This window comes from Cohnella soli (assembly GCF_042655525.1).
Lineage (GTDB): Bacteria > Bacillota > Bacilli > Paenibacillales > Paenibacillaceae > Cohnella > Cohnella soli.
Genome location: NZ_JBHSMI010000023.1, coordinates 338,743 through 352,025, shown reverse-complemented (window position 1 = coordinate 352,025; position 13,283 = coordinate 338,743). Strand labels below are relative to the sequence as shown.

Below are 13,283 nucleotides of genomic sequence, written 5' to 3'. Positions count from 1 at the left end.
CGGTGAGAGAATGACATCCGAATTGCGCCAATCGGTCTCAGAAGGCTTCATCAACGTTGTTCCGTTGCTATATAAGAAGTTGATGCGTACGTTGCCGACGGACGATAAGTCGCCGAGTTTACCCCGCTCCAGCTTTGAAATCCTGCGAATATTGAATGAACGACGCAAAACGTCGATTTCCGAGCTTTGCACGCTCATGCATATTTCCCGTCCGAATATGACCCCTCTTCTCGATAAACTTGAAGAGCTCGAACTCGTCAGCAGACGGCCTTCGGAAGAAGACCGCCGCGTCACGGAAGTCGTCATTACGGCGGAGGGCGAAGGCTACTGCTCCCGTCTCCGCGCGCTTATCCTCGAGCAGATCCGCTCCAAGCTGGAGTCGCTTGGCGACGAAGATTTGGCCGAGCTTCAAGATTGTCTCGCAACACTGACGAGGATCGCGAACAAAATAAAATCTTAATGAACATACAAAAGCTGCCGGATACATACTCCGACAGCTTTCTTTCCTTCTTAATGAATAAGGCCTCTTTATTTTTTCTTCGCGGCATCCGCCCATGCTTTATCCATATTCGTGAGCATTTCTGCAGGTTTGATCGCTTTCAGGTAGACGCCTTGCGCAGACGTCATCATTTCCGTCGTCGCCGCACCGCCGTATGTCCAGCCTTGATCGAGGAACTGATAGCTGTGGCCGCTCGCAACGACAGCCGCGATTTCCTTGAACGCTTCGTCGATATCGCCCGTTTCCCCGTTAATCGTCATGAAGCTTTGCTGGCTTTTCGCCCATACCTTTTGATTTTCCGCCTGACTCCAGAACGCTAAATATTTCTTCGCCGCGTCAGCCACTTTCGTGTCTTTGTTGATCGCGAACGTCGTCCCTACTGCAGCGGACGCGACAACATCCTTGCCGGCAGCATTAGCCGGCATCGCGAACATGCCTACTTGAATGTTCGGGTTGGCGCTTTTGATGCCCGGCAGCGACCAGTTGCCATCGATGTACATGGCGGCGTCGCCTTTCGCGAACGCTTTCTGCGCCTGATCCAGGCTGACCCCTGTGCTCTTCGGCGTCAAGTAGCCTTTATCGTTCAAGGAAAACCACTTGTTCACCATGTCGTCCCAGGTACCCGCGAATGTCGCTTTTCCTTCGTTCAGCTGCTTGTCGAAGTCCGGATGGCCGTCGTATACCGCGGACGGAGCCAGCGTGAACAGTGCCGCGAGCGTCATCCATCCATCATTGTTGCCGATGGCTATCGGCAACGTGCCAGACTGCTTGATTTTGTCGGCATCGGCGACGAAGTCATCCCAGTTCGTAGGGACGCTCAGGCCCAGCTTGTTGAAAATTTCTTTATTGTAGTACACGCCAAGGACAGCCATGTCGTTCGGAATTCCATACACTTTGCCGTCCTGCGTCGTCGCTTTCAACGCGGCTTGCGTGAAGTTCGAGAGGAAAGGCTCGCCGGAGATATCCATCAAGTATCCCGCTTGACCGTATTGGAGCAGCTCCGACAATCCCGGGTGAAGCATGATGACATCGGAAGCGTCTCCTGCGGCGAAGCGCGTTTTGATGAAGTCTTTGAATTGAGCGCCCGGCATGCCTTCATACTCGACTTTGATGTTCGGGTTTTCTTTCATGAATTTCTCGTTCAGCTCCGGAATCGCTCCGAGTTCCGTGCCCGACTTGTAGCCTGTCACCTTGAGCACGACATTTTCCGCCGGCGGTGCGGACGGGGAAGCGTCGGATGGCGACGAAGAGGCCGATGAAGACGGCTTATTGCTCGCGGATGCGCTAGAGCCTTCATCGTTGTTTTTGCCGCCGCATGCGCTTAACGTGAGTGCCAGCATTGCCGATACTGCCAGTAAACCTAACCCTTTCTGTTTCATAGTCGACCCTCCAAGTTAATTTCTTAGTTCCTCTTCATCCTAAGAAAAACGCCCGAGCGTGAAAATCACGTAAAATTCTTGTTTCTTCTCTTATTTTCGGAACCTTGTTCGGAGCCGGAAACAGGCCATAAAATAAAGAACGAAAGCCTAAAAAAACGTCCCGGACTCTCCCGTCTCATCGTCCCTGTGCTCGCCGCCCCCCGGACCTTCCCGGTACATCGTCGGCGTAACATCGAATTTTTTCCGGAATAACGTACTGAAATATTTGGAACTCGTATACCCGACGGACAAACATACTTCGTACATCTTCATGTCCGTTTCTTGAAGAAGTCTCCGTGCTTCTTCCAGTCGAATATCCGTCAAATAATCGATAAATTTTCGACCCGTCGTTTCCTTGAACAGCTCGCTGAGATAGGTCGCGTTCAAGTGCACGTGTCCCGCTGCCAGCTCAAGGGAGAAGTCCGGGTTCATGAATTCCTTGCGCATGATTTCCTTCACTTTGCCGATCAGCTTCCGCTCGTCGAACAGCTTCGGTTGAAGCCGAGCTACACCGTCAACGAAATGATCGATAGCAGACAGGAGCACGGCAGGGTCCCCCGTAAAAAGCAAACGGCTCGACAACCGTACGATCTCGGCGTTCATCTCCGACAGCAAGGCGGAGCGCACCCTTGTCTGCAGTCCGGCAACAAAAGCGACAAACCGGAATAGACGTACAAACTCCCGCATCGGATGATCGGTCGCAGCCTGCCTAAGCTCTTGCCGCCATTGCTCCAGTAAGTAAGTTGTCGCCTTCAAATCGTCCATCTCCACGGCAAAGACAACCCGTTTCATCAACTCCGCTTCATCGGCGGGAATCGTTTCGTCGACCGGTCGCATGTCGCGGTACATTCTTTCTTGTGCCTGACGAAACATTGCCGGCAATTGCGATAAATTATCCGTAAGATCACCGTAGTCCGTTCGCATCTCCGCAGACGTATCAGTTCCATTGACCGCGACGAACATCATCACGCATACGCTCGAGATGGGCACCGTTACCTTCAAGACTTCATCGTTGTGCAGCAATCGCTCAGAACCAGCCTCCGAACGATCCTCGCCATTATTGGCGATGCGCTCCGGTTCTTTTCCCGACTCCGCCTCCGTGCGATACTGGCATTCCAGTCGAACGCCATAGAGAGTTCCCTCTCCCGCCCAGCCTTCTTCCGCCAGCAACTGCTGCAGCAACGCCAGACTTTCCGGCTTCTCGCTTATGGCCCACTCCGTCGCCGCCTTCTCCAGCTTGAGCTGGCGTTGGCGGCGTCTCTCGACAATCTGCTTCTCGGCCTTGTGGAATGCGGCAACAAGTTCATTCCGCTGCACCGGCTTGAGCAAGTAGTCCGACACGCCGGAACGCAGCGCAGACTGCACATAGGAAAATTTATCGTACCCCGTCAGCATTATTTTGTAGATACCCGGCTTCTCTTCGTCCAGACGGGCCGCCAGTTCCAAGCCGTTCATCCCCGTCATGCCGATGTCGATGAGCGCCAAATCCGGCGAGCAAGCGTTCACTTGCTCCCATGCCTGCTCCGCGTCCTCGCATTTGGAAACGACCTTCCAGCCCGGAAGCAGACGGTTAACCATGCTGGCCAGGCCGTCGCGTATCATTTCTTCATCGTCCACAATGAGCAATTTAGGCATCGTCCTTCGCCTCCTCATCGACCCTGATTCGAATTTCGGCTATCGTTCCGCCTTCCGCCCGATTAGACAAGCGCAGCCCGTAATTCTGCCCGTAATAATGCTGAATTCTTCTGTGCACGTTGTTGATCCCGATATGGTCGCCTGTCTCTTCCGAATCCGGCGCCTTAAGAATGGAGCGAATCCACGCCAACCTGCTCTCGCTCAGACCAACGCCATCGTCGGCCACTTCGATGATCAGATCGCCCTCTTCCTGCCGCGCCGACACACGGATCGTTCCTGCACCCTTGTTGGGAGACAGCCCATGAATGATCGCATTTTCGACGAGCGGCTGAATGATCCACGGCAAAGTCGGCAGCGGCAGGAATGCCGGATCGATATCTACCTCGTAGTTCATTTTGCGATAGCGGACGCTCTGCAGCCCCATAAATACTTTGACATACTCCAGTTCCTGGAACAGCGGAATCCGCTCCGCCGTCTGCCTGAGCGACAGCCTGAACAGCTTGCCCAGCATGGCGACCATGTCCGCCACCTCGTAATCCTCGTTCATCTCGGCTTTCATATGGATCGATTCCAGCGTGTTATACAAGAAATGCGGATTGATCTGACTGCGAAGCACTTGAACTTCCGCCTGCTGCTGGTGGATTTTCATGCGAAGAACTTTGTTTACCAGTTCACGAATTTGTGCGACCATCACGTTAAAGCTGTGCCCTAGGCGATTCATCTCGTCTGCGGATCGAACATTGAACTGCACGTCGTAGTCCCCGACCTCGACGCGGCGCATCAGTCGCTTCATTTCCTTCAGAGGTTTAATAATCGTGAACGTCAGCAAGGCAAACAACACCGTAGACACAAGCAGCATCACGCCCGTATAGGAGAACAGCAGATTGCGCAAAATCGCCAGCTCGTCGGCAAGCTGCTTGGTCTCGATCATATTCACGACCGTCCACCCTGTCACCGGAGAGCGAACGTAGTGCACCATCACTTTTTTGCCATAGACGACGTCCTTGTAATAGCCGTAGGATTGGTTAACCTTCAGTGGAAAAACGCTGCGAAAGAGGCTTGCGTCGGGATGGTACACGATCTGATCTTTGTCGTCGAGAATGATCATCGTGCCTGCAGACTTGCTCTTCATGTCCTGCACGACGCTTTCCAAGCCTTTCATGGAAAAGTCAAAAAGCAGCACTCCGTAGGGCTGCCGATTCTTCACGTTTATGATGCTGCGTGCATAAGAAAACACAATTTCGTTCGGCGCGGGAATCCCCGAAGGATAGGGAGGAACGAGCACGCCTTTGCCGTCCCTCTTCACGACTTCCCGATACCATTCCTGCTGCGCGAAATTGCCATGATCCACCGCTTTGCCGTTGCCGTACTGGGAGTACAGCACCTCTCCGTCCTTGATCCAGTAAGCGCCGACGATGTCGGAATAAGGGAGAACGACCAGAATGCTCGTCAATGCGCGGTTCACGGTCGTCTTCTCCCGCAAAATATCCATCGGATTGTTACGGTCCGGGTTCAGCTCCAGGTTGTCCCACACATCGAGGTAGAACGTGAGCGACAGTCGGTCAATCTGCTGGATGTAGGTGTCCAGATTTTTGCTGACCTGATCCGTCAAATTTAATCCGTACTCTCCGACTTTGTTCTGCAAGTTGGCGTTGTAATGACTAAAGCTGATAAGCGTCACGATCGCGACTGGAATGAATATCGTCAGCGAATAGATCGAGATCAGCTTGGCGTTCAAATTCCAATTATGGAACGAGGCGATTCGCAGCTTCGTCTTCACTCGCAACGGCTCCTTATCCTGATGAGAATCATGCCCGTTCTCCGTCTTACCCTTTGACCGACCCTGCCGAGATACCCTTAATGATATATTTCTGCAAAAAAAGATAGGCGATCAGCAGTGGAACGATAGAAAGCACCATTCCCGGGAAAAGCAGCGACCAATTCGTCACATGCTCCCCGACGAACATGTACAGCTGAATCGTAATCGTCCGGTGGGTTTGCCCTTGCAGGAACAGCATCGGAATCAGAAAATCGTTCCATGTGCTGAGCGAAGTCAGCACGGCTACCGTTGCCGTTGCCGGCTTAATGATCGGGAATACGGCTACCCAATACGCGCGCAGCTTCGAGCACCCGTCAATCCACGCAGCTTCCTCCAACTCCTTCGGCGTCGATTTCAGGAATCCCGTGAACAGGAACACCGTGAACGACAAGTTAATCGCCGTATAGATCAGAACCGCGCCATGATAGGTGTTTACGAGATGCAGCGTGTTTACGAATTTGTACAACGGCACCATCGCCAGCTGGAAGGGAACCATAATTCCTGCAATGAAAAACATATATACAAAATAATAGATTTTGCCAGACTGTCTCGCAAGAGGGTAAGAAGCCAACGAACCGAAAACGATCAGCATGACCACCGTCGCCCCGGTAATGAGCAGCGTGTTCCCCAATACTTCCGTGAACCGCATCAGCTTCCACGTCTCGATATAGTTGTCGAAGTTAAGAGAAGACGGGAGAGAAAGCGGGAAGCCGGTCATCTCCTCCGGTGTCTTGAACGTCATAGCGACAACAAAATAGAACGGTATGAAAAACACGATCGCAGCGGCGATCGTCGTCGCCTCCAGCACGTAAAGTCCTGCGGTTCTCCTTCTCACGCTTCTCCCACCTCTCTTTTTCTCAGCACTAGAATCTGGATGATCGAGATCAATAGAATAAGCAGGAACATCACGACGCCCATGGCCGTTCCGTATCCGAAGTTGTCTTTCTTGAATGCCGTCGTGAACAGCAACGTCGTAATCGTCTCCGTCGCCTGGAATGGGCCGCCTTTCGTCGTGACGTAAATAATATCGAACGCCTTTAGCGAGCCGATGCTGGCCAGTACGACGTTAATTGTCATGGAAGGGGCAAGCAGCGGGAACGTAATATAGCGGAACTTCCGCCAGCCTCCCGCGCCGTCGATATCCGCTGCCTCGTACAAGTCCCCGGGGATCGTCTGCAGATTCGCAAGAAAAATAATCATCGAATAGCCGACGTACTGCCATAACACCATGAGCACAATCGCATACAACGCATACTTTGGATCGCCAAGCCACATTTGTTCCCAAGTGCTTAAACCGACTTTGCCCAACAGCATGTTCAGCAGACCGTTCTGCGGCTCATAGATATACAGCCACGTGTACCCAACAACAAGCGGACTTAAAATAGCGGGTGCGAAGAAAATAACCTTCAGCAACGATTTCGTCTTGATTCTGGCGTCAAGCGCGAGTGCGAGCGGAATTGCTAGGCCGTTCTGGAGTATGACGATGAGAAGCGCGAAAACAAACGTGTTGCGCATCGCCTTCAAGAAAGCCGTATCCGTAAGCAAGTCAGAATAGTTGCTGAAACCGATGAAATCCATCGTTCTCGTGAAACCGTTCCAGTTCGTCATACTGTAGTAGAAGCTAGTCAACACGGGACCAAGAAAAATTACGGTGTAAATCAGAAACGCGGGGGCGATAAACGCCGCCCACCACATATGCTCTTTGGTCCGAAGCGACCATTTCGTCATGCTGTTCCTCTCCCTTGCTCAACTGCGTCATCCGGATGCCGCTATCTCTTGTCATATGTATAAGGTTACAAGGGAAAGCTATCGAGAGAAATGATGTAAAATTCATTTCTGTTCTCTTTTTTTCGGCAAGAAAAAGCACGTTGGCGGAGGCGTAGAGGGCGGGGCGCTTGGGGCTTGTAGGGTGCGGCGCGTTTGTGGCGCGTAGAGGGCTCGGCTGGCTTGCTGGCTTCGTCCGGACATTGTCCGGCTCCATTCCCTGCCATCGTTGTTTCGCCCGATCCACCTCGCCCGCGAGTTCCCCCCACCCGATAACGATGAAAAACATCGCTGCAACATCGAAATGGCTAGTGCGGCGGCATGGTACGATGAATTTCATCGTTATTCGAGCGCACAAACACCAGTCGGACGAGTTTCTATGAAGGCCGCCGCCCTTTAACAATAAAAGCGGAGAGCCCCTCGACAAAGAGGACCCTCCGCTTCACTTTATTCTCTTCGCGCGATTTTTTCCTGTGCCAGCCGGATCATCTCGCGCACCATAGCGCCGCCGATCTGCCCGCCGACCTTGCCGGCTTCTTCGGTCGTCAGCTTGCCGTTGCCGCCACCCGGATGCAACGGGATGCCCAAATCCTCCGCGACTTCGTACTTCACGTCGTCCGGGCGCTCCGGATCGACATCGTACCCTTCCTTGCGCATCACTTCCGCCTTGAAAGCGGTCACTCCCCGCTCCGCTTCCGGAACGATCAGTTTCCTTCTTCTCGCCATAGGCATCCCCCTCGCTGACGCGGTCGTCGACGACGTTTTGTCGCAAGTAGCTTGCCCGGAAAAGCGGAGACTATGCGAAAGGAGATGCGCCACGACGCTGTGGAAAACTTAGGAAAACTCAGCAGTGAGCTCCAAACACTCGATTAATCCGAAGTCGCTTCCAACCACCGCTCGTACGCGGACTCCAGCGCTAGCCGTACACACTCTCGCTCCGTCCACGTGCTCTCGATCAAGGCAGCATCGCTCCCATCAATTGCATCGAGTGCAGCATCTAACTCTGCCAATCGATACTCAAGATCCGCGATGTCACTTTCCAGCCGAGCGACGTCCTCCGTCTCCATCCGAATCTCAGATTGGCCCCGCTCTCGCTCCGCCGATTTCGTTCGCTCCGTTGCGGCCCCGGCGATGGTGCGTTCTCGAACAAATTGTTCACCAATGGCAGGCAGCGCTTCCGCAATAGACCGTTTGCTTTGCTCCTTGTAGTCGTCGAAGCTGCCCAGAAATGTGCGCACCCGCCCCTTCTCCAACTCCCATATTTTGCGAGACAGGCGGTTGATGAAGTACCGGTCGTGCGTGACGGCAAGTATGGTACCCGGGTATTCTTCAAGCGCCTCTTCGAGCGCTTCCCGCGAAGCGATGTCCATATGGTTCGTCGGCTCGTCGAGAATGAGAAGGTTCGGTTTCCGCAACACTAGCAGCGCGATCCGCAGCCGCGTCCATTCGCCCCCGGACAGAGAACCGACCGACTTGAATACATCGGCTCCGTAGAACAAGTAGGCGGCGAGCTTCGTACGAGCTTCTCCTTCTTCCAATCCGGCCTCCTTACGGAAGTAGTCCAGCACGCTCGCCTTCGGATCGGGCGGCGCCTGATCCTGCGCCAAGTAACCGACGTCCACGCGCGCGCCAAGAGACAGTTCACCGGCATCCGCCTCCGACTCGCCGAGCAGCAGCTTGATCAGCGTCGACTTTCCCGCACCGTTGCCTCCGATCAACACCGTTTTCTCGCCGTACTCCAGCACGCCCGAAGCTCCATCCAGCACAACGGAATCACCGTACCGCTTGTGCACATCCGCGAATTCGATCACCCGCTTGCCCGAGCGGTCGGACGGCCGAAGGTCAAATTCCGCTTCCTTGCGGTCAATGGCCGGACGCTTCAACTTCTCCATCCGATCGAGTGCTTTCTGCATCGACGCCGCACGGCGGAAAAACTTCTCATTGCTGCCGATCCTCCCCCATTCCATCAGTTGCTTGATCGTTTCGCGCATCTTCTTGATCTGCTTCTGCTGCTCTTGATAATTCGCGAACTCCTGCAGCAGACGTACTTCTTTCTCCTTCGTATACCCCGAGTAATTCGTATGGTATATCGACGATTCGCCGTCCTCCAACTCCACGATTTTCGATACGACACGGTCGAGAAAATAGCGATCGTGAGAGACGATAAGGCATGAACCATCGTACTTCTTAAGAAACTCCTCCAGCCACTCCACGCCGCCGAGATCAAGATGATTCGTCGGTTCGTCCAGCAGCAACAAATCCGGTCCGGCGATGAGCTGCGCCGCCAACGCGACGCGTGTCTTCTGCCCGCCGGACAAAGTCGCGAACGACCTGCCGTACCAATCTCTATCGATCCGCAGTCCCGTCGCCACTTGATCGATTCGGGCATCAAGCTCGTATCCGCCCTCCCGCTCGAATCGTTCTTGCAGCTCCGAATAGGCCTTCAGCATTTTCTCCAGCGCCTGCGGATCACCCTCCGCATTCGGCTCGGACATACGCCTCTCTAGCTGCTCCATCGACGAGCGGCAATCAAGCAGCTCGCGGAGTCCGGAGGCGAGCACATCATATACCGTACGGTCTCTAGCGTCTTCCGGAATTTGCTCGAGGTAGCCGATCCGGGCATCTTTGCGAATCGTCAGCAGCCCTTCGTCGGGCGTATCCTGCTTGGAGATCAACCGCAGGAGCGTCGATTTACCGCTTCCATTGCGGCCGACGAGGCCCATTTTCTCCCCATGATGAAGTTCGAAGGTTACGTCGGCCAGCACGAGCTGGGCAGCATTGTATTTTTTCACATTTTGGCAATTAATCGTTAACATGTTCAGGTTCCCCCTAAGTTCGGGAGGCCTTACCCGGCCCGGGAAATACAAAAAAGAGGACGCAGGGAAAATTCCCTACGCCCTCTCGGATATTGATCCGTTGTGGTCAAGGTAGGAGCCTCTTCGCGAGTCGTGAAATCGTATGGGCATTGCTGTAAAAAGACAGACTTCTCCCGTCTTCGCGCTTTGCATGTACGATGCCAGCCATCGCGATGGGCAGCCGGCTCACTTGATCGTTCACGAACTCTCGGTTCATCCTACCTTCACCTCCTTAGTTTACTTTGACTTCTACAGTAGCATAATACGCTTCAAGTGCGCAACCCGCAACCGCTTTATCCCACAGGGCAATCGCTTACGTTACTCGATTTTTTCGTGTAACTGCCTGCTGCGAGCCTCGTCCGAAGGTTAGTTGCTCGATTTTTTCGTGTAACTACCTTCTGTGAGCCTCGTCCGAGGGAGAGTTGCTCGATTTTTTCGTGTAACTGCCTCCTGTGAACCTCGTCCGAGGGGGAGTTGCTCGATTTTTTCGTGTAACTGCCTCCTGTGAACCTCGTCCGAGGGGGAGTTGCTCGATTTTTTCGTCCGAGCACAGGCGCATGTTTTTCGTAAGCGATTGCCCTGGCTTATCCCAATCTAACCACGATAACTGTCCTGCCATTTCAGTAACTTCGCCTCGAGGACACGAACTAAAGAATCCGTTAGTTTGCCGACGATCGCGAAAATAAAGATGCCGACGAAGACGACGCCCGTTCGCAAATACGCGCGGGCATCTTGGATCAGATAACCGATGCCTTGGTCAGCCCCCATCAATTCCGCCACGACAAGGCATAGCCAGGAGACGCTAAGCGACAGGCGCATTCCAAGCAGAATATTCGGCATCGCCGCAGGCAGAACCACCTTCGTAATCTGGTGAAGACGGCTGAATTCGAGCACGCGGGCAACGTCGAACAGCTTCGCATCGACGTTCCGGACACCCAGGAAAGAATTCACGTACAACGGGAAAAATGCGCCCATGGAGATGAGCAGGATTTTGGACAATTCTCCGAATCCGAACCACAAAATAAACAGCGGCGTAATGGCCAGCAACGGCACCGTTCTCAGCATCTGTATCGTCGGGTCGAGAAGCTGTTCCGTGCGGCGGAACAGCCCGACCGCGATACCGATAATCAATCCGGAAGCGCCGCCGATCAAGAAGCCGACCATCGCTCTCATCACGCTGATGCCCAAGTGGTGGAACAATTCGCCGGAGCGGACCATGTCGTAGAAATCGTGGAATATCGAGATCGGTCCGGGGAACAGCATCGGATTAAGCAGGTCGAATTCGACCGCAAGCTGCCAGATCGCAAGCACCAGTACCGGTATAGCGCTGCCGAGCGCGATACGGATCGCTTTAACTTTTCTCATCATTGAGGTCAGACACCCTTTCTTAGTGACAGTTACGAAATAACCATTCGTCTATCCCTTCACGTTATTTCGCAACAGTCCCTTAGTTGTTAAATTTGCCAGCCGGCGTCGTCTTCCTCGATATGATTCAAAGCGCCAAGCACTTCCGTTCGAAGCGCCTGAAAAGACGGGCTTACACGGTTTCTCGGGTATGGCAGGTCGACCGTAATGATCGCCTTGATCTTGCCCGGACGCGCATCCATGACGACGATGCGGTTGGACAGGAAAATCGCTTCGTCGATATCGTGCGTCACAAGCAACATGGATGTTCGGTTTTCCCGCCAAATGTCGAGCAATGACTCTTGCATATGGTTACGGGTGAACGCGTCCAGCGCGCCGAACGGCTCGTCGAGCAATAACACTTGCGGCTTGCGCAGCAATGCCCGGGCGATCGCCACGCGCTGCGACATCCCTCCGGAAATTTGCTTCGGATAAGCTTTCTCGAAACCTTGGAGCCTGACGAGCTCGATCATCGCGTCGACTCTGCGGCGCACGTCAGGGTCTTTCAACGAGAGGTCGGCGGCGATGTTCTTCTCTACGGTAAGCCAAGGAAACAGGCGATGTTCCTGGAAAATGAACCCTTTTTCCTTGCCCGGGCCTCGCACAACTTCGCCGTCCAATCGAACCGTGCCTTCGTATTCCGCATCGAGTCCTGCTACGATTTTGAGCAACGTGCTTTTGCCGCAGCCGCTCGGTCCGATGATCGAGACGAACTCCTCTTTGGCGAGCGTAAATTGGATCTCGTCGAGTACGTGCGTGGCCTTGTCCGATGAGCGAAATGTTTTGTTCAAATGCTGAATTTCCAAAGCTGCCGTTGTCATTTCGATGCCCCCCGCGCCTTATTCCTACTGACTCTCTTGAATTTACGGTGAATCTTAGCAGACGCACAAAAAGATTGTCAACAAGCCTTCAGCGGCTAATCTTCTACTTAAAATTGTCGTACTCCCGAATTAAATATTTTAGAAATTCTCTTTGCGCGATGGAAAAGTGCTTGTTCGTCAGCCTCGCCCACCCGAGCGAAATCGTACTCGGCTCATGGTTCACAAGGGGAATGCCCACGATATCTCCGCCTGCGACGAGCGGATCGTTCTTCATGCTGATTTCGATGAATATACCGATCGCCACGCTCTCGGCGATCGTCCTTTTGAGAATATCCACGTTGTTCGAGGTGAAAATAATGTTGATCGGACCGTACTTGTCCATAAAATCGCGCATGAACCAGTTGGAGTAATTGTTGTCGGCATTCACGAACGTCTGATCCAACAGCTCCTGCGGAGTTACGCTCAGCCTGGATGCAAGCGGCGATTTGCGGCCGACATAGACAACCATCCGCGAGTCCAGCAGCTTATTCATCGTCAGTTCCTTCACGTCGTCTTGCTTGTGGATGTCGAAGTAAATGAGCCCGAGATCGGTGCGGTTGTCCTTCAAGTCCTGAATGATATCCTCCGAATTTTTACCCGTAATGGCCAGACGGACGTTCGGATGGTCCTTCTTGAACGAGATAATCGAATTGGACATGATCGCCACGATGTTCGGCCCGATCGAGAATCGGACCTCGCCCTCTATGAGCGCGCTCTGGATTTGCGATTCCTCTTTGATCTCTTCGATTCTGGTCAGAATCTCCTGCACCTTGCCGATAATCACTTTACCGCGATCGGTAGGCTCCGTCCCCATGCGGGATCGTTTGAAAATTTTAATGCCAAGCTCCTCTTCCAGCTTGGACAGCGATTTGCTGATGCCCGCCTGGCTGACATGCAGCTTCTCGGCTGCAATCGAGATCGACCCGGTCTTGGCAATCGTTGCGATATATTCGAATTGCTCGATGTTCATATTAAACACCACTTTCCATAACCGTGAGTTATATAACTATAATCCATAGTTATTTTACT

The 13,283-nt window shown here is 53.3% G+C and carries 12 protein-coding genes; 1 reads left to right on the top strand and 11 read right to left on the bottom strand.

Translation table 11 applies throughout. From position 1 onward, the window contains the following. Window positions 1–10: 10 nt before the first annotated feature. Window positions 11–460 (top strand): MarR family winged helix-turn-helix transcriptional regulator, encoded by a 450-nt coding sequence (locus ACFPOF_RS12175; RefSeq protein WP_378132884.1) that lies wholly within the window; start codon window positions 11–13, stop codon window positions 458–460. A gap of 68 nt (window positions 461–528) precedes the next feature. Here the strand turns inward: ACFPOF_RS12175 and ACFPOF_RS12170 are convergent, their stop codons facing one another. The 11 genes from ACFPOF_RS12170 to ACFPOF_RS12120 form a co-directional block, all read right to left on the bottom strand. Then, on the bottom strand, window positions 529–1,878 hold the full coding sequence (locus ACFPOF_RS12170) for an ABC transporter substrate-binding protein (RefSeq protein WP_378132882.1): 1,350 nt from the start codon (window positions 1,876–1,878) through the stop codon (window positions 529–531). Window positions 1,879–2,025: 147 nt separating this feature from the next. Further along, the gene (locus tag ACFPOF_RS12165) at window positions 2,026–3,552 is read right to left on the bottom strand and encodes a response regulator (RefSeq protein WP_378132880.1); all 1,527 of its coding nucleotides are present in this window, start codon (window positions 3,550–3,552) and stop codon (window positions 2,026–2,028) included. Then, a complete protein-coding gene (locus ACFPOF_RS12160; RefSeq protein WP_378132878.1) occupies window positions 3,545–5,332 on the bottom strand; it encodes a cache domain-containing sensor histidine kinase in 1,788 nt (595 codons plus the stop codon). Before ACFPOF_RS12160 ends, ACFPOF_RS12165 begins: the two co-directional genes overlap by 8 nt. A 46-nt stretch (window positions 5,333–5,378) precedes the next feature. Further along, on the bottom strand, window positions 5,379–6,206 hold the full coding sequence (locus ACFPOF_RS12155) for a carbohydrate ABC transporter permease (RefSeq protein ID WP_378132876.1): 828 nt from the start codon (window positions 6,204–6,206) through the stop codon (window positions 5,379–5,381). Beyond that, window positions 6,203–7,099: a carbohydrate ABC transporter permease gene (locus ACFPOF_RS12150; RefSeq protein WP_378132874.1), complete on the bottom strand. Its 897-nt coding sequence runs from the start codon at window positions 7,097–7,099 to the stop codon at window positions 6,203–6,205. The genes ACFPOF_RS12155 and ACFPOF_RS12150 overlap by 4 nt, the downstream gene beginning before the upstream one ends. A gap of 483 nt (window positions 7,100–7,582) precedes the next feature. Further along, the gene (locus tag ACFPOF_RS12145) at window positions 7,583–7,861 is read right to left on the bottom strand and encodes a small, acid-soluble spore protein, alpha/beta type (protein WP_378132872.1); all 279 of its coding nucleotides are present in this window, start codon (window positions 7,859–7,861) and stop codon (window positions 7,583–7,585) included. 143 nt (window positions 7,862–8,004) lie between these two features. Beyond that, on the bottom strand, window positions 8,005–9,951 hold the full coding sequence (gene abc-f, locus ACFPOF_RS12140) for a ribosomal protection-like ABC-F family protein (protein ID WP_378132870.1): 1,947 nt from the start codon (window positions 9,949–9,951) through the stop codon (window positions 8,005–8,007). A gap of 106 nt (window positions 9,952–10,057) precedes the next feature. Beyond that, entirely contained in the window at window positions 10,058–10,207 is a 150-nt protein-coding gene (locus ACFPOF_RS12135) for a hypothetical protein (protein ID WP_378132868.1), read from the bottom strand. Between the two features lie 377 nt (window positions 10,208–10,584). Continuing rightward, window positions 10,585–11,358, bottom strand: coding sequence for an ABC transporter permease (locus ACFPOF_RS12130; RefSeq protein ID WP_378132866.1), 774 nt, complete (start codon window positions 11,356–11,358; stop codon window positions 10,585–10,587). An 86-nt stretch (window positions 11,359–11,444) separates the two neighbouring features. Beyond that, window positions 11,445–12,215 (bottom strand): ABC transporter ATP-binding protein, encoded by a 771-nt coding sequence (locus ACFPOF_RS12125; protein WP_378132864.1) that lies wholly within the window; start codon window positions 12,213–12,215, stop codon window positions 11,445–11,447. A 103-nt stretch (window positions 12,216–12,318) separates the two neighbouring features. Further along, a complete protein-coding gene (locus tag ACFPOF_RS12120) occupies window positions 12,319–13,224 on the bottom strand; it encodes a LysR family transcriptional regulator (protein ID WP_378132862.1) in 906 nt (301 codons plus the stop codon). Between the last annotated feature and the right edge of the window lie 59 nt (window positions 13,225–13,283).

Excerpts from the sequence above, each read along its gene's own strand:
- ACFPOF_RS12170 (WP_378132882.1), bottom strand. The coding sequence starts at position 1,878 with ATGAAACAGAAAGGGTTAGGTTTACTGGCAGTATCGGCAATGCTGGCA.
- ACFPOF_RS12145 (WP_378132872.1), bottom strand. The coding sequence starts at position 7,861 with ATGGCGAGAAGAAGGAAACTGATCGTTCCGGAAGCGGAGCGGGGAGTG.
- ACFPOF_RS12175 (WP_378132884.1), top strand. The coding sequence starts at position 11 with ATGACATCCGAATTGCGCCAATCGGTCTCAGAAGGCTTCATCAACGTT.
- ACFPOF_RS12120 (WP_378132862.1), bottom strand. The coding sequence starts at position 13,224 with ATGAACATCGAGCAATTCGAATATATCGCAACGATTGCCAAGACCGGG.
- abc-f (WP_378132870.1), bottom strand. The coding sequence starts at position 9,951 with ATGTTAACGATTAATTGCCAAAATGTGAAAAAATACAATGCTGCCCAG.
- ACFPOF_RS12135 (WP_378132868.1), bottom strand. The coding sequence starts at position 10,207 with ATGAACCGAGAGTTCGTGAACGATCAAGTGAGCCGGCTGCCCATCGCG.
- ACFPOF_RS12130 (WP_378132866.1), bottom strand. The coding sequence starts at position 11,358 with ATGATGAGAAAAGTTAAAGCGATCCGTATCGCGCTCGGCAGCGCTATA.
- ACFPOF_RS12150 (WP_378132874.1), bottom strand. The coding sequence starts at position 7,099 with ATGACGAAATGGTCGCTTCGGACCAAAGAGCATATGTGGTGGGCGGCG.
- ACFPOF_RS12165 (WP_378132880.1), bottom strand. The coding sequence starts at position 3,552 with ATGCCTAAATTGCTCATTGTGGACGATGAAGAAATGATACGCGACGGC.
- ACFPOF_RS12125 (WP_378132864.1), bottom strand. The coding sequence starts at position 12,215 with ATGACAACGGCAGCTTTGGAAATTCAGCATTTGAACAAAACATTTCGC.